This is a genomic window from Streptomyces fradiae, assembly GCF_041270065.1.
In the GTDB taxonomy this organism is placed as follows: domain Bacteria; phylum Actinomycetota; class Actinomycetes; order Streptomycetales; family Streptomycetaceae; genus Streptomyces.
Genome location: NZ_CP065958.1, coordinates 1475704 through 1490390 on the forward strand (window position 1 = coordinate 1475704; position 14687 = coordinate 1490390).

General features: G+C 69.9%; 14 protein-coding genes. 2 read left to right on the forward strand and 12 right to left on the reverse strand.

Features of this window, described 5'->3' with window-relative positions:
* Positions 1 to 61: 61 nt before the first annotated feature.
* The 3 genes from JAO84_RS06560 to JAO84_RS06570 form a co-directional block, all read right to left on the reverse strand.
* Positions 62 to 1000 (reverse strand): FKBP-type peptidyl-prolyl cis-trans isomerase, encoded by a 939-nt coding sequence (locus JAO84_RS06560; RefSeq protein ID WP_370411249.1) that lies wholly within the window; start codon positions 998 to 1000, stop codon positions 62 to 64.
* A 119-nt stretch (positions 1001 to 1119) separates the two neighbouring features.
* Positions 1120 to 2481, reverse strand: a complete 1362-nt coding sequence (pafA, locus tag JAO84_RS06565; protein WP_265865515.1) for a Pup--protein ligase — start codon at positions 2479 to 2481, stop codon at positions 1120 to 1122.
* A gap of 9 nt (positions 2482 to 2490) precedes the next feature.
* Complete coding sequence (locus JAO84_RS06570; RefSeq protein WP_370411251.1) at positions 2491 to 3828, reverse strand: MFS transporter; 1338 nt, start codon at positions 3826 to 3828, stop codon at positions 2491 to 2493.
* 124 nt (positions 3829 to 3952) lie between these two features.
* On the opposite strand from JAO84_RS06570, the gene JAO84_RS06575 reads away from it, so the two are divergent.
* Positions 3953 to 4972 carry a LacI family DNA-binding transcriptional regulator gene (locus JAO84_RS06575; protein WP_370411253.1) on the forward strand — a complete coding sequence of 340 codons (1020 nt, stop codon included), beginning with the start codon at positions 3953 to 3955 and terminating at the stop codon, positions 4970 to 4972.
* Between the two features lie 84 nt (positions 4973 to 5056).
* Here JAO84_RS06575 and prcA read toward each other — a convergent pair whose 3' ends face one another.
* The 6 genes from prcA to arc form a co-directional block, all read right to left on the reverse strand.
* Entirely contained in the window at positions 5057 to 5818 is a 762-nt protein-coding gene (gene prcA, locus JAO84_RS06580) for a proteasome subunit alpha (RefSeq protein WP_265865518.1), read from the reverse strand.
* A 56-nt stretch (positions 5819 to 5874) separates the two neighbouring features.
* Positions 5875 to 6714: a proteasome subunit beta gene (gene prcB / locus JAO84_RS06585; RefSeq protein ID WP_370411256.1), complete on the reverse strand. Its 840-nt coding sequence runs from the start codon at positions 6712 to 6714 to the stop codon at positions 5875 to 5877.
* Entirely contained in the window at positions 6666 to 7265 is a 600-nt protein-coding gene (locus tag JAO84_RS06590; protein ID WP_370411258.1) for an endonuclease VII domain-containing protein, read from the reverse strand. The genes prcB and JAO84_RS06590 overlap by 49 nt, the downstream gene beginning before the upstream one ends.
* A 39-nt stretch (positions 7266 to 7304) precedes the next feature.
* The gene (locus JAO84_RS06595) at positions 7305 to 7517 is read right to left on the reverse strand and encodes a ubiquitin-like protein Pup (RefSeq protein WP_175439096.1); all 213 of its coding nucleotides are present in this window, start codon (positions 7515 to 7517) and stop codon (positions 7305 to 7307) included.
* Positions 7518 to 7653: 136 nt separating this feature from the next.
* On the reverse strand, positions 7654 to 9174 hold the full coding sequence (gene dop, locus JAO84_RS06600) for a depupylase/deamidase Dop (RefSeq protein ID WP_370411260.1): 1521 nt from the start codon (positions 9172 to 9174) through the stop codon (positions 7654 to 7656).
* A 165-nt stretch (positions 9175 to 9339) separates the two neighbouring features.
* Positions 9340 to 11106 carry a proteasome ATPase gene (arc, locus tag JAO84_RS06605; protein WP_370411263.1) on the reverse strand — a complete coding sequence of 589 codons (1767 nt, stop codon included), beginning with the start codon at positions 11104 to 11106 and terminating at the stop codon, positions 9340 to 9342.
* Positions 11107 to 11348: 242 nt separating this feature from the next.
* Between arc and JAO84_RS06610 the strand changes: the two genes are divergently transcribed.
* On the forward strand, positions 11349 to 11660 hold the full coding sequence (locus JAO84_RS06610) for a ferredoxin (protein ID WP_370411265.1): 312 nt from the start codon (positions 11349 to 11351) through the stop codon (positions 11658 to 11660).
* 76 nt (positions 11661 to 11736) lie between these two features.
* Here JAO84_RS06610 and JAO84_RS06615 read toward each other — a convergent pair whose 3' ends face one another.
* The 3 genes from JAO84_RS06615 to JAO84_RS06625 form a co-directional block, all read right to left on the reverse strand.
* Positions 11737 to 12300: a hypothetical protein gene (locus JAO84_RS06615; protein WP_370411267.1), complete on the reverse strand. Its 564-nt coding sequence runs from the start codon at positions 12298 to 12300 to the stop codon at positions 11737 to 11739.
* A gap of 189 nt (positions 12301 to 12489) precedes the next feature.
* Complete coding sequence (locus JAO84_RS06620) at positions 12490 to 13377, reverse strand: tRNA (adenine-N1)-methyltransferase (RefSeq protein WP_370411269.1); 888 nt, start codon at positions 13375 to 13377, stop codon at positions 12490 to 12492.
* An 18-nt stretch (positions 13378 to 13395) separates the two neighbouring features.
* The gene (locus JAO84_RS06625; protein ID WP_370411271.1) at positions 13396 to 14586 is read right to left on the reverse strand and encodes a site-2 protease family protein; all 1191 of its coding nucleotides are present in this window, start codon (positions 14584 to 14586) and stop codon (positions 13396 to 13398) included.
* Positions 14587 to 14687: the final 101 nt, after the last annotated feature.

Below are 14687 nucleotides of genomic sequence, written 5' to 3' on the forward strand. Positions count from 1 at the left end.
GCGGACGATGGCCCGCGCGACCCGGACAGTCTTTCATCCCCTCCGATCCGACGCTCGGGGATCAGACCTTCGCCAGGATGTCGACGGCGAAGACCAGCGTGGAGTTCTTCGGGATGCCCTGCTTCTCCTGGTCGCCGAAGGCCTCCGACGGGGGCGCCACGATCAGGATCCGGCTGCCGACCTTCTTGCCGGCGATGCCGTCCTTCAGGCCCTTCAGGGTGAGCTGGCCGAGCGGGAAGTTGGCCGGCTTGCCCATGGTGTACGTCGAGTCGAAGACCTTGCCGTCCTTCCACAGGGCGGCGACGTAGTTCACGACGACCGTGTCCGTGTCCTTGACGACCTCGCCCTTGGACTCGAGCACGTAGTTGGAGACCAGCTTGGTCGGCGGGTCGACCTTGGGCACGGTCAGCGAGGGCTGCTTGCCGTCGGTGTTGACGCCCACCTTCGGCAGGTCCTTGTTGTCCTGCGCCACCTCGGTGCCGCTGGCGGACTTCGGGATGGTCACCGCCTTGAGGATGTCGACCACGAAGACGAGCGTCGCGTTCGCCTTGATGTCGCCCTGGCCCTGCGCCCCGTAACCGAGCTCCGGCGGGATGCCGATCTCGACGCGGCTGCCGACCTTCTGGCCCTCCAGGCCCTTCTCCCAGCCCTGGATGACCTGGCCCTCGCCGAGCGTCACCGAGAACGGCTGCTTCCGGTCGAAGCTGTTGTCGAAGGGGGTGGTCTCGTCCCACTCCTGACCGAGGTAGTTCACCGAGAGCGCGTCGCCCTTCTTGGTGACCGCTCCGTCGCCCTCGCTGATCACGTTGACCTTGAGGGACTTGGGCGGGTCGCCCACGCCCTTCGAGAGGGTCGGCTTCTCGCCGAACTTCTCCCCCGCGGTGATGGCGGGAAGCCCGTTCTTCATCGAACCGGAATCGGAGCCCTTGTCGTCGCTGCCGCAGGCCGCTGTGGTGAGCAGCAGAAGCGGGACGACGAGCAGGCCGGCAAGTCGGCGCACTAGTTCCTCAGATCTCAGACGGCACAGTAGTTGTCCCGACACTCTAGGGGACCGCCCTGTGATGCACTCGGCCCCGCACGCCTGGCGTGCGGGGCCGAGTGCACGGACCGCCGTGCGTCCTACATTCCGGCGATCAGCTTTTCCACCCGGTCGTCGACCGAACGGAACGGGTCCTTGCACAACACGGTGCGCTGCGCCTGGTCGTTGAGCTTGAGGTGGACCCAGTCGACGGTGAAGTCCCGGCGCTGCTCCTGGGCGCGGCGGATGAAGTCGCCACGGAGCCGGGCGCGGGTGGTCTGCGGGGGCACCGACTTGCCCTCGAAGATCTTCACGTCGTTGCACACCCGGGCCGCCTGGCCGTTCTTCTGGAGCAGGTAGTACAGGCCGCGGCGGCGGTGGATGTCGTGGTACGCGAGGTCTATCTGCGCGACCCGCGGGTGCGACATGGTCATGTTGTGCTTGGCCCGGTAGCGCTCGATGAGCTTGTACTTCATGACCCAGTCGATCTCGGTCTCGATGCGCTCGAGCTGCTCCTGCTCGATGGCGTCGAGCGTACGGCCCCAGAGCTCCAGGACCTGGGCGACGACGCCGCTGCGGATGCCGCGGCGGTCGACGAAGTCGGCGGCCTTCTCGTAGTACTCCCGCTGGACCTCCAGGGCGGAGGCCTCGCGGCCGCTGGCGAGCCGCACCTTGCGCTGTCCGGTGATGTCGTGGCTGACCTCGCGGATGGCCCGGATCGGGTTCTCCAGGGTGAGGTCGCGCATCACGGTGCCCGCCTCGATCATGCGCAGCACGAGGTCGGTGGCGCCGACCTTGAGCAGCATGGTCGTCTCGGACATGTTCGAGTCGCCGACGATGACGTGGAGCCGGCGGTAGCGCTCGGCGTCCGCGTGCGGCTCGTCGCGGGTGTTGATGATGGGACGCGAGCGGGTGGTGGCGGAGCTGACGCCCTCCCAGATGTGCTCGGCGCGCTGGGAGACGCAGTAGACAGCGCCGCGCGGGGTCTGCAGCACCTTTCCCGCACCGCAGATGAGCTGGCGCGTGACGAGGAACGGAATGAGGATGTCCGCGAGCCGGGAGAACTCCCCGTGGCGGGCCACCAGATAGTTCTCGTGGCAGCCGTAGGAGTTTCCGGCGGAGTCGGTGTTGTTCTTGAACAGATAGACGTCGCCCGCGATTCCCTCCTCGTGCAGGCGGCGTTCCGCGTCGACGAGGAGACCTTCGAGAATGCGCTCTCCGGCCTTGTCGTGGGTGACCAGTTCGACCACGTTGTCGCATTCGGGAGTTGCGTATTCCGGATGCGAACCCACGTCAAGGTACAGGCGGGCGCCGTTCCGCAGGAAGACATTGCTGCTGCGGCCCCATGACACGACACGGCGGAAGAGGTAGCGCGCCACTTCGTCAGGAGACAGTCGGCGCTGTCCCCTGAACGTGCACGTGACGCCGTACTCGTTCTCCAGCCCGAAAATGCGGCGGTCCATGTCTGAACATTACGCCTGAAGCCCTGAGCTGAAACCGGGTTCGGCCGCCCCGTTTCGATCATTTTCCGATGAGTGCGGGTTGTTTTCGGCCCCGGCGCCGCCGGGGCCGGGGCCCTGGGCGGCCCCGCTGACGGCGTGTCGCGGGCGCGGCGCGGACTCCTCGCCCAGCACCCGGCCGGTGGCCAGGAGGACCAGGAAGGCGACGAAGCCGCCGATGCCGGCCACCGCGAAACCGGCCGGGGTCCCGAAGAGTTCGACGGCGGGTCCGGAGACGGCGGAGCCGAGGGCGGCGCCGACGCCGAAGGTGGTGACGAGCCAGGAGAAGGCCTCGGTGACGGTGCCGGCCGGGGCGTGCCGGTCGACCACGATGAAGGCACAGGCGATGGCTGGCGCCAGGAAGACGCCGGCGAGCGCGGCGAGCGCGGTCATGGCGACCGGGCCGGGCACGAGGAGCAGCGGCAGGTAGCCCAGGGCGAGCAGCAGCACCAGGACCCGCAGCCGCCGCTCGGGCGCACCGGCCCACTGGCGGGCGCCGTAGGCGATGCCGCCGACCAGGGCGCCGAGACCGAGGGCGGCCATCAGCCAGCCGTACACGGCCTCGTCACCGCGGTCGTCGGCGTAGGCGACGGCGGCCACGGTGATGGAGCCGAGGGCGAGGCCGACGAAGAAGAACGAGCCGAGCAGCGCGAGGAGTCCCGGCGAGCGCAGGGCGCCCAGCCAGTGCGCCTCGCGGGGCGCCGAGCGCCAGGCCCGGGAGGGCTTGGAGACCACCACGGACAGGGCGCCGAGGACCCCGAGCAGGTTGATCACGAGCAGCGCGGCAGCGGGCGACCACAGCGCGACGAGCAGCGTGAGCAGCAGCGGCCCGACGGTGAACATCACCTCCTGGGCGACGGCGTCCAGGGCGTACGCGCGGTGCACCCGGTCCTCACGGCCGAGCACGCTCGGCCACAGGGCGCGCAGCCCGCCTTCGAGGGGCGGGGTGAAGAGTCCGGCGACCAGGACGGCGGCGTACGCGAGGAGGAGGTTGCCGATGCCGGTGACGGCGAGGGCGGCCATGCCCAGGGCGGAGATCACGGCGGCGGGCAGCTGCACGCGCGGCTGCCCCTTGAGGTCGACGGCGCGGCCGAGGAGCGGCTGGCCGACGGCGGTGGCGAGGCCGTAGGCGGCGATGAGGCCGCCCGCCAGGCTGTAGCTGCCGCCCTCGGCGCGGGTGAAGACGGTGATGGCGACCGGGCCGGTGCCGTTGGGGAGGCGGCCGACGAGGGTGCCGACGAGCAGCCGCGCGGCGTGGGGCGCGCGCAGGATGTCGAGATAGCCGCCGTTCGCCGGGGCAGCGCCGGCCATGTTGGTCTCCCCTCCCGGAGCATCCGCCCGAGGTTTTACGTATAACTCTCGCCGTCATACGTACCATGTCGGGAGCACGCCGGTCCACCCCGCGTGCCGGACCGTCCCCGACCCGGAGGCTCCAGTGCACACGCCGGAACAGCCCGCCGCCACTCGGCCCACCAGCCGGGACGTCGCCCGGGCGGCCGGGGTCTCCCAGGCCACCGTCTCCCTGGTGCTCGGCGACAAATGGCGCGGCCGGGTCTCCGAGCCCACCGCCGCCGCCGTCCGCGAGGCCGCCGCCGCACTCGGCTACCGCCCCAACCTCGCCGCCCGCAACCTGCGCCTCGGCCGCACCCGGACCGCGCTCCTCGTCGTCCCCGCGCTCACCAACGAGTTCTTCGCCCGCGTCTACACCGGCGCCGCCACCGTGGCCGCCCGGCACGGCTTCGGCGTGGTGCTCTACCCCTCCCCCGACGGCGTCGGCCCGGCCCGCGACCCCTTCGCCTCCGCCCGCGCCGCCCTCGACGGGGTCATCGCCTCCTCCATGGCCACCGACGCCCTCAAGGCCTTCGGCTCCACCGACCTGCCCCTCGTCATGCTGGACAGCGACCCCGCCGGCGGCGGCGCCGCGGCCCACGTCAACCTCGACATCGCCGACGGCATGCGCCAGGCCGCCCGCCACCTCCTCGCCCTCGGCCACCGGCGCTTCCTGCACCTGGCCTCGGCCGTGCCCTCCTGGACCTTCGACGTCCGCGCCGCCGCCCTCGCCGACGCGCTTACCGGCGCCTCGGTGACGCCGGTACGGGCGCCCCTGGACGTCCAGGGAGCCCGCAGAGCCGTCGAGCGCGCCCTCTCCGGCCCCGGGCCCCGCCCCACCGCGATCGTCTGCGACGACGACATCCTGGCCGCCGGAGCCTGCAAGGCCGCCCGGCGGCTCGGCCTGCGGGTGCCCGAGGACCTCTCCGTGACCGGCTTCGACGACCTCGCCCTCGCCACCGCCGTCGAACCCGAGCTGACCACGGTCTCGCTGCCCGCCGAGCGCATCGGCGAACGCGGCATGGCCGCCCTGCTCGCCGTCCTGGACGGCCGCGAGCCGGAGCGCGGCGACCTCCCGGTCACTCTCACCGTGCGCGGCTCCACCGGGCCCGCACCGGCCGCCTGAGCCCGCCGCCCAGCTCGTACGACGAGGGCCCCGGAGCCGTACGCGTACGTACGGTCCCGGGGCCCTCGCCCGTGCCAGCGCGGCCTACTCCTCCGTGGCCTCCTCGGCCTCGTCGGACGGGTCGTCCGTCTTGGCCACGGCCGCGTCGTCCGCCTCCAGAAGGCGCTTCAGCTGCCGGCCGACGATCCGCTTGAACTTGCGCTGCTGCGGGCGGGTGCGGTCCAGGACCGCCACCTCCAGGCGCTCCGCGGGGATCTCCCGCTCACCGCCGTTGGTGTCCCGGGACAGCGCCTGCACGGCCAGCTTCAGGGCCTCCGCGAGCGACATCCCGTCCCGGTGCCGCTGGTCCAGGAAGGAGCTGATCTGCTCCGCGTTGCCGCCGACCGCCACCGAGCCGTGCTCGTCGACGATCGAGCCGTCGTGCGGCAGCCGGTAGATCTGGTCGCCCTCCGGCTCCCCGCCGACCTCGGCGACGACCAGCTCCACCTCGTAGGGCTTCTCCCCCGCACTGGAGAAGATGGTGCCGAGCGTCTGCGCGTAGACGTTGGCCAGACCGCGGGCGGTGACGTCGTCCCGGTCGTAGGTGTAGCCGCGCAGATCGGCGTAGCGCACGCCGCCGATCCGCAGGTTCTCGTACTCGTTGTACTTGCCGGCGGCGGCGAAGCCGATCCGGTCGTAGATCTCGCTGAACTTGTGCAGCGCGCGGGACGGGTTCTCGCCGACGAAGACGATGCCGTCGGCGTACTGGAGGACGACGAGGCTGCGGCCGCGGGCGATGCCCTTGCGGGCGTACTCGGCCCGGTCGGCCATGGCCTGCTGAGGTGAGACATAGAACGGCGTGGACACCGGCTACCGTCCCTTTCTTCCGGTCTGAAGGGCTTCTACGGAGTCGACGACGGCGGTCAGAGCAGGGCGGCGCGCGGCCCGTCGGGCTGCTCCAGACGCCGCTCGGTGATCGACCGGGCCAGCTCGGAGGACTCCGCCTCCGTGAGCCTGCGGAAGCCCTCGTCGGTGATGACGGTGACGATCGGGAAGATCCTGCGGGCCAGGTCCGGGCCGCCGGTCGCCGAGTCGTCGTCCGCCGCGTCGTACAGCGCCTGGACGACGAGGGTGGTGGCCTGCTGCTCGGTCAGGTCGTCCCGGTAGAGCTTCTTCATCGACCCGCGCGCGAAGATCGAGCCCGAGCCGGTGGCGGCGTAGCCGTGCTCCTCGGAGCGGCCACCGGTGACGTCGTAGGAGAAGATCCGGCCCTTCTCCTTGCCCTCGTCCCAGCCGGCGAAGAGCGGGACGACGGCGAGGCCCTGCATGGCCATGCCGAGGTTGCTGCGGATCATCGTGGACAGGCGGTTCGCCTTGCCCTCCAGGGAGAGCGTCGCGCCCTCCACCTTCTCGAAGTGCTCCAGCTCCAGCTGGAACAGCTTCACCATCTCCACGGCCAGGCCGGCGGTGCCGGCGATGCCGACCGCGGAGTACTCGTCGGCCGGGAACACCTTCTCGATGTCCCGCTGCGCGATCATGTTCCCCATGGTCGCCCGCCGGTCACCCGCGAGCACCACGCCCCCGGGGAACGTGGCGGCGACGATGGTCGTACCGTGCGGCGCCTCGACGATCCCCTCCGGCAGCTTCCGGTTGCCCGGGAGCATCTCCGGCGAGTGGTCGGCCAGGAAGTCCATGAAGGAGGACGAGCCCGGCGTCAGGAAGGCCGCCGGCAGACGCCCTGTGCTACGAGTGTTGGGTTCCACAGGTTTCCTTCCACATATGCGGCTGCACGCCTGATGACGTCCGGCCGATCCTTGAGTTGCCCCAGCGCCGCGTTGCAGCTGAAGCAGAGCACGCCTCGGACCTTACCCGTCCGATGATCGTGATCCACATGCTCCGCCGGGCCCTCCTGACAGATCACGCAGACACCACCCTGGGCGGCGATCATCTCGTCGCGCTCGGCTTCGGTGATGCCGTACTTGCGCTTGAAGTAGCTGGCCCGATTGCGCTGCGCCCGGCACTCCCGGCAGTAACTTGCCCAGCCGTCCGAGCTGGCCCGGTTCGGTTCCCACTCGGAGTGGGGCTTGGCCTCTCCACACTGAGGACACCGCTTGTGGCCGGACGGCACGGGTACCTTGACCCGTACCGTCCGCCCCGCCGCCTCCTGGCGTGCCTTGTAGTGCGCGGCCTGACACTCTCGGCAGTACGCCTGGAATCCGTCTCGCATTGCACGATTACGAGCGAATGCCTCGGAAGGTTGGACCCGCCGACACCGCGAGCACCGCTTCATGCCTTGCGACACCGGATTGACCATGAACCCCCCACTCACCTTCGATTCGAAGGTGAAACAGTCTTACTGACCACCCTTTTGCACAAACGACCTGACGAAATCCTCAGCGTTCTCCTCCAAGACGTCGTCGATTTCGTCCAGAACGGAATCCACGTCGTCCGAAAGCTTCTCCTGGCGTTCCTTGAGGTCGGAGCTCGCCTCCGCCGTGGTCTCCTCGACCTCCTCGGTGGAACGCGTCGCCTTCTGCTGTCCGCCGCCGGTGTCCTTGGTCGCCATAAACCTCACCCCGCTCGAATCGGCCCGCTCGTGTGGGTCTGTACAAGATCCGACCCTACAAGCCGGGACTGACATCGGCCCCGCAGTTTTCACAACGACCGGGCACTGGTCTCATGATTCCCAGTGCCCGGGCATTTCAGCCGCGCTGGTTGCCGGAAAGCACGCGGACCAGTTCCTCGGCCGTGCGGCAGCGGTCCAGGAGTTCCTTGACGTGGTTACGGGTACCCCGGAGGGGTTCCAGGGTGGGGACTCGCTGGAGGGAGTCGCGGCCGGGGAGATCGAAGATGACCGAGTCCCAGGAGGCCGCGGCCACGTCGTCCGCGTACTGCTCCAGGCAGCGGCCGCGGAAGTAGGCCCTGGTGTCCTCCGGAGGGCTCGTCTCGGCCCGTACGACCTCGGTCTCGTCCAAGAGACGCTTCATGCGGCCCCGGGCCACCAGGCGGTTGTAGAGGCCCTTCTCGGGGCGTACGTCCGCGTACTGGAGGTCCACCAGGTGCAGCCGGGCGGCGTCCCAGTCCAGGCCGTCGCGCCGGCGGTAGCCCTCCATGAGCTCCCGCTTGGCGATCCAGTCCAGCTCGCCGGCCAGGCTCATCGGATCGTTCTCGAGCCGGTTGAGGGTGTCCTCCCAGCGCGTGAGCACGTCCTTGGTCTGCTCGTCGGCGTCGGAGCCGTAGCGCTCGTCCACGTACTTCCTGGCCAGCTCGAAGTACTCCATCTGGAGTTGGACCGCGGTGAGTGTCCGGCCGCTGCGCAGCGTGACCAGGAACTGCAGGGACGGGTCGTGGGAGACCTGGTGCAGGGTGCGCACGGGCTGGTCGACGGCGAGGTCGACGGTGATGAAGGAGTCCTCGATCATGGAGAGCACCAGCGCGGTGGTGCCCAGCTTGAGGTAGGTGGAGATCTCGGAGAGGTTGGCGTCTCCGATGATCACGTGCAGCCGCCGGTACTTCTCGGCGTCCGCGTGGGGCTCGTCCCGGGTGTTGATGATGGGGCGCTTGAGGGTGGTCTCCAGGCCGACCTCGACCTCGAAGTAGTCGGCACGCTGGCTGATCTGGAAGCCGTCGTCGCGGCCGTCCTGGCCGATGCCGACCCGGCCGGCGCCGGTGACGACCTGCCGGGACACGAAGAACGGCGTGAGGTGGCGCACGATGTCCGAGAAGGGGGTCTCCCGCTTCATCAGGTAGTTCTCGTGCGTGCCGTAGGACGCGCCCTTGTTGTCGGTGTTGTTCTTGTAGAGGTGGATCGGCTGGGCGCCGGGGAGCTGGGCGGCGCGCTCGGCGGCCTCGGCCATGATCCGCTCGCCGGCCTTGTCCCAGAGGACGGCGTCGCGGGGGTTGGTGACCTCGGGGGCGCTGTACTCGGGGTGGGCGTGGTCCACGTAGAGCCGGGCGCCGTTGGTGAGGATGACGTTGGCGAGGCCGATGTCCTCGTCGGTGAGCTGGCTGGAGTCGGCGGCCTCGCGGGCGAGGTCGAAGCCGCGGGCGTCCCGCAGCGGATTCTCTTCCTCGAAGTCCCAGCGGGCGCGGCGCGCCCGGTGCATCGCCGCCGCGTAGGCGTTGACGATCTGGGACGAGGTGAGCATGGCATTGGCGTTGGGGTGCCCGGGGACGGAGATCCCGTACTCCGTCTCGATGCCCATTACTCGCCGTACGGTCATGCGGCCCTCCTTGCCCGGCGCCGCTCCCCGCACGGTGCGTGATTCGGCGGTACCCACGAGCCTAGAGCGGCCGCGCGTCGTCGGGGAGATCGAATGCGATTCGGTGAGTGGAAAACGACGGCTGCGGATGCCGGAATTCCGGACATCCGCAGCCGGTGCGCGTCACTACAGGTACTGACCGGTGTTGGCCACCGTGTCGATGGAGCGGCCGGTGTCCGCGCCCTGCTTTCCGGTGACGAGGGTGCGGATGAAGACGATCCGCTCGCCCTTCTTTCCGGAGATGCGGGCCCAGTCGTCCGGGTTGGTGGTGTTGGGCAGGTCCTCGTTCTCCTTGAACTCGTCCACGCAGGCCTGGAGGAGGTGGGAGACGCGGATGCCCTTCTGGTCGTGGTCGAGGAATGCCTTGATGGCCATCTTCTTGGCCCGGTCGACGATGTTCTGGATCATCGCGCCGGAGTTGAAGTCCTTGAAGTAGAGGACTTCCTTGTCGCCGTTGGCGTAGGTGACCTCGAGGAAGCGGTTCTCCTCGGATTCGGCGTACATCTGCTCGACCACGGACTGGATCATTGCGTGGGCGGCGGCTTCCTTGGATCCGCTGTGCTCGGCGAGGTCGTCGGAGTGCAGCGGGAGGGTGGCGGTGAGGTACTTCGCGAAGATGTCCTTGGCCGCCTCGGCGTCGGGGCGCTCGATCTTGATCTTCACGTCGAGCCGGCCGGGCCGCAGGATCGCGGGGTCGATCATGTCCTCGCGGTTGGAGGCGCCGATGACGATGACGTTCTCCAGGCCTTCCACGCCGTCGATCTCGGCGAGCAGCTGCGGGACGATGGTGTTCTCCACGTCCGAGCTGACGCCGGATCCGCGGGTGCGGAAGAGCGATTCCATCTCGTCGAAGAAGACGATGACGGGGGTGCCCTCGCTCGCCTTCTCGCGGGCACGCTGGAAGACGAGGCGGATGTGCCGCTCGGTCTCGCCGACGTACTTGTTGAGGAGTTCGGGGCCCTTGATGTTGAGGAAGTAGGACTTCCCGGCGGGCTGTCCGGTCACCTCGGCGACCTTCTTGGCAAGGGAGTTGGCGACGGCCTTCGCGATCAGCGTCTTGCCGCAGCCGGGCGGTCCGTAGAGCAGGATGCCCTTCGGGGGCCGCAGTTCGTGCTCCTTGAAGAGGTCCGGGTAGAGGTAGGGGAGCTCGACGGCGTCGCGGATCAGCTCGATCTGGTTGCCCAGACCGCCGATCTTGTCGTAGTCGACGTCCGGGACCTCTTCGAGGACGAGTTCCTCGACCTCGCTCTTCGGGACGACCTCGTAGACGTATCCCGACCGGGGCTCCAGGAGCAGGGCGTCGCCGGGGCGGATGGTGATGTCGAGCAGCGGCTCGGCGAGCCGCACCACCCGTTCCTCGTCGGTGTGTCCGATGACCAGGGCGCGCTCGCCGTCCTCGAGGATCTCCTTGAGGGTGACGATGTCCCCGGCGCGCTCGAATTCCATGGCCTGGACCACGTTGAGCGCCTCGTTGAGCATGACTTCCTGGCCCCGCCTGAGCTCGTCGAGCTCGACTCCGGGGCTCACGTTCACCCGGAGCTTGCGGCCCCCGGTGAAGATGTCGCAGGTGTCGTCCTCGTTGGCCTGCAGGAAGACACCGAAGCCGGCCGGCGGCTGGGCGAGCCGGTCGACCTCCTCCTTGAGGGCCACGATCTGGTCGCGGGCCTCACGGAGGGTGTTGGCGAGCCGCTCGTTCTGAGCGGACACGCCGGCCAGGTTCGTCTGCAGCTCGACGATCCGCTCCTCGAGAATCCTCGTGTGACGCGGAGAGTCGGCGAGCTTGCGGCGCAGGACGGCGATTTCCTGCTCGAGATAGGCAACCTGACCGGCGGGGTCGTCAGACCCCCGCCCGGGCCGGATGCCGCGGTTGATGTCGTCGTCGTGGGCTGCCACGGTCCTCACCTCCTCCAAGGGGAGCTGGACGCTTCCTGACCCTACCTGGGTGGGTGATGATTGAAACCCCTAGATCAAAAAGACTCCGGGGTGTGTCCGATCTTCACCCTTGCGCTTCCCCTCACGCCAGGGGAATACCCACCGGGGGTCATTGCAAAAGCGCCCGGTTGTATCGTCGTGGGTGGTCAACACCCGTCAGGCTTGACCGGACTTAGCGAATCGACGCGGAAACGGCAGGCGACATGACCGTGCAGCAGGAGACCCCGGCGACGGGCGCCCGGGAGGCGCTGGAGGTCTGGATCGATCAGGACCTGTGCACCGGGGACGGGATCTGCGCGCAGTACGCCCCCGAGGTGTTCGAGCTCGACATCGACGGGCTCGCTTATGTGAAGAGCCCGGACGACGAGCTGCTCCAGGAGCCGGGTGCGACGACTCCGGTGCCGCTGCCGCTGCTGCAGGACGTGGTGGACTCGGCGAAGGAGTGTCCGGGCGACTGCATTCATGTGCGGCGGGCGGCGGACGGCGTCGAGGTGTACGGGCCCGACGCGGAGTGACCGCTGGGTGACCGTGCGATGCCGGACCGCTGCTGAGGGGGGTCCGGCGCGTGGTCCGGCCGCATGGTCCGGCCGGTCAGACGGCGCGGGCCGGGTCCTGGGCGCTGCGCACGAAGGCGCCGCCCCGCCAGCGCCAGTTCACCTGCTCGCGTTCGTCGGGGCAGCAGCTCGGGACGTCCGGGGAGGAGTAGCCGAGCAGGGTCGCGTGGACGGCCCCGTCGCGTACGGCGAGGTCGCCGACGTTCTTCAGCTGCGAGGGTTCGACGAGGGTCGCCACGACGCGGGCGGCGGGGGCGCCGGCGCCCTTGCCGCGGGTGAGGACGTAGATGCCGCTGGGCGGTGTGCCGGAGCCGGCTTCGCAGTGTACGACTGCGACGGTCTCCGGGTTTCCGTCGCCGTCGAGGTCGCCGCTGGCCTTGCGGGCGACGGTGCTGGGCGCTCCCCCGCAGGCGAGCGGGTAGTGGGCCGTCGCGGCGTCGGGGGCGGGCAGCGGTGCGGGGGGCGCGGCGCTGGCTCCGGCCGGGTCGGGCTGCAGCAGTCCGGCGAGGGCGACGACTCCGGCCATGGCGGCGGCGGTGGCCAGCCAGTGCACCGGCCGGGCGTGGGTGTGCGCGAGGTCCGGGACGGCGGAGGTCTGCACGCGGGGCGTCTCCTGTGAGGTGGTGCGGAAGGAGTTCGTACGGTGACCGGCATCGTGCCACACGTCACAGTGCGGTGGAACAGGCGGGGTGCGGCCCTCCGGTCGTGCGGCGCTCATGAAGGTGCCGCCGTCGGTTTCCGGCGCCCGGGGGCGGGAACTCGACGGCGGCACGCGCGCGTTGTGGGGGCGTCAGCCCTTGTTGGGGCCCTCGTAGTCCTCGCCGTAGGCGCCCTTGGCGGGGCGGCGGCGGCGCATCGGGGGCTCCACGCCGTCGGCGAGCCTGCGGGCGGTGACCAGGAATCCGGTGTGGCCGATCATGCGGTGGTCGGGGCGCACGGCCAGACCCTCGACGTGCCAGTTGCGGATCATGGACTCCCAGGGCTGCGGCTCGGCGTAGCAGCCGAACTCGCGGATGGACTCCACGGTGCGGGCGAGCTGTGTGGTGGTGGCCACGTAGCAGCACAGGATGCCGCCGGGGACGAGGGCCTTGGAGACGGCTTCCAGGCATTCCCAGGGGGCGAGCATGTCGAGGATGACGCGGTCGACCTCGGTGTCGGACAGGTTGTCCTGGAGGTCGCCGACGGTCAGCTGCCACGCGGGGTGCGGGCCGCCGAAGTAGCGCTCGACGTTGCCCTTGGCGATCTCGGCGAAGTCCTCGCGGCGCTCGTAGGAGTGCAGCATGCCGCTGTCCCCGATGGCGCGCAGCAGGAAGGCGCTGAGCGAGCCGGAGCCCACACCCGCCTCGACGACGCGGGCGCCGGGGAAGATGTCGGCGAAGGCCAGGATCTGCCCCGCGTCCTTGGGGTAGACCACGGCGGCGCCGCGGGGCATGGACAGGACGTAGTCGGGGAGCAGGGGGCGCAGCGCCAGGTAGGCGACGTTTCCCGTGGTACGGACAACACTGCCCTCGGGAGCACCGATCAGCTCGTCGTGCGGGAAGGACCCCTTGTGGGTGTGGAAGTTCTTCCCGGCCTCGAGCGTGAACGTGTAGTGGCGTCCCTTGGGGTCGGTGAGCTGGACCTGGTCCCCGACCTTGAAGGGCCCGCGACGGCGGGCGGCACCGGTCGGTTCGGACATGTGAACAGGGTACCGGTGTTACGAGGAGGGTCGTGCCATGGCCTTGACGAAGGCCCGCTCCACGTCGGCGGTGGACAGTACGCCGTAGATCTCGCCGCCTTCCTCGACGACCAGGTACTCGGTGGCGGGGCTGGCGCGGAGGTGGTCGAGGAGGGGCTGGCCGGCGAGGTCGGCGGGGACCCGCATGCCGTCGGCGAGGTCCTGGGCGAGGGCGCTGACGGCGACCCAGGGGCGGCGGTGCTGGGGGACGGAGGCGATGGCGGTCTCGCGGACGATGCCGGTGGGGGCGCCCTGGCCGTCGACGACGACGAGGGCGCGGGCGCCGGCCTCGTTGGCGCGGCGCAGGGCCTCGGAGAGCGGGGTGGCGGTCTCGACGGGGATGGCGCGGCGGGTGAGGGTGCGGGCGCGCAGCTCGGGGAGGTGTTCGCGGAGCCGGGCCATGCGCAGGCTGTTGCCGGCGCCGGTCCAGATGATGGCGGCGAGGATCGCGGCGAGCAGGGCGTCGGTGACGGTGGTGAAGCCGCTGATGTCGTCGGTGGAGTTGCCGAGGAGGCCGGTGCGGGTGAGCAGGGGCAGTCCGATGAGGACGGTGACGGCGAGCGCGCGGCCGACCCAGGCGGCGGCGACGGTGCCGGTCATGGGGTTGCCGGTGAGCTTCCAGATGACGGCGCGGAACATCCGGCCGCCGTCGAGGGGCAGGCCGGGCAGCAGGTTGAAGATCGCGACGATCAGGTTGGAGATCATCAGGCCGCCGAGCAGGACGGCGGGGACGGTGCCGGGCTCGACGGCGTACAGGCTGGCGTAGAAGACGCCGGCGAGGACGAGGGAGAGCAGCGGGCCGACGAAGGCGAGGACGAATTCGCGGCCGGGGGTCTCGGTCTCCTTGTCGATCTCGGAGACGCCGCCGAAGAACTGGAGCTGGATGCGGCGCACGGGGAGCTTGAAGCGGAGCGCGGCGAGGGTGTGCGCCAGTTCGTGGACGAGCACGGAGGCGTAGAAGGCGATGGCGAAGAACAGGGAGACCAGATAGCGGGCGGCGCCGAGTTCGGGCAGGACGCGTTCGATCTGGTCGCCGAAGACCCAGGTGATGAGGGCGGCGACCAGGAACCAGCTGGGTGCGACGTAGACGGGCACGCCGAAGGGGCGGCCCATCAGGATGCCGCCGCCCGGCTCCTCGGTCCGCTGCGGCTTGGACTCGTCCTGGTTCACGGGTTCCTTTCGTCGCCGGGCCTTCGGGCCCGCGCACTCGGTCACGGTTCGATCATGCAGTGCGACGGGGCCTGCGTCGATGGTATTCCGCGCGCGCCTGT

What these genes read in the sequence shown, in the direction of transcription:
- pafA (WP_265865515.1), bottom strand. Translation starts at nt 2,481, where the DNA reads ATGGACCGCCGCATTTTCGGGCTGGAGAACGAGTACGGCGTCACGTGC.
- JAO84_RS06570 (WP_370411251.1), bottom strand. Translation starts at nt 3,828, where the DNA reads ATGGCCGGCGCTGCCCCGGCGAACGGCGGCTATCTCGACATCCTGCGC.
- JAO84_RS06590 (WP_370411258.1), bottom strand. Translation starts at nt 7,265, where the DNA reads ATGGTCAATCCGGTGTCGCAAGGCATGAAGCGGTGCTCGCGGTGTCGG.
- JAO84_RS06595 (WP_175439096.1), bottom strand. Translation starts at nt 7,517, where the DNA reads ATGGCGACCAAGGACACCGGCGGCGGACAGCAGAAGGCGACGCGTTCC.
- dop (WP_370411260.1), bottom strand. Translation starts at nt 9,174, where the DNA reads ATGACCGTACGGCGAGTAATGGGCATCGAGACGGAGTACGGGATCTCC.
- JAO84_RS06610 (WP_370411265.1), top strand. Translation starts at nt 11,349, where the DNA reads ATGACCGTGCAGCAGGAGACCCCGGCGACGGGCGCCCGGGAGGCGCTG.
- JAO84_RS06620 (WP_370411269.1), bottom strand. Translation starts at nt 13,377, where the DNA reads ATGTCCGAACCGACCGGTGCCGCCCGCCGTCGCGGGCCCTTCAAGGTC.